This is a genomic window from Streptomyces tateyamensis, from assembly GCF_003205575.1.
Taxonomy (GTDB): Bacteria; Actinomycetota; Actinomycetes; order Streptomycetales; family Streptomycetaceae; genus Kitasatospora; species Kitasatospora tateyamensis.
The window spans coordinates 1-236 of the sequence record NZ_PYBW01000429.1 but is presented as its reverse complement, the minus strand read 5'-3'; the positions used below and the strand labels follow the sequence as shown (position 1 = coordinate 236).

Sequence of the window (236 nt, the reverse complement as noted above, 5' to 3'; positions counted from 1 at the left end):
GCAGCAGGCGCATCCCGGAGGCCTTCTGGTCGCGGATCTTCGGCTCGATGCGGGCGTGCTTGCGGTGTCGGGCGTCCAGGAACTGGGCCTGTCCGTGCCGGGTGTTGGTGGCGAACGTCTGGTAGCGCATGCCCTTGGCGACCTCGTAGGCCGAGGCGTCCTTGAGGTGGCGCGGGTGCAGGGGTTCCTTGCGGGCGATGACCTTGTGGTGGGCCGGCCAGGCGGACAGGTCGCCG

At 70.3% G+C, this 236-nt stretch carries 1 pseudogene; it reads right to left on the bottom strand.

The annotated features are described in order from the left end of the window. Positions 1-236, bottom strand: a pseudogene (locus C7C46_RS35770) (IS1380 family transposase); the annotation flags it as partial.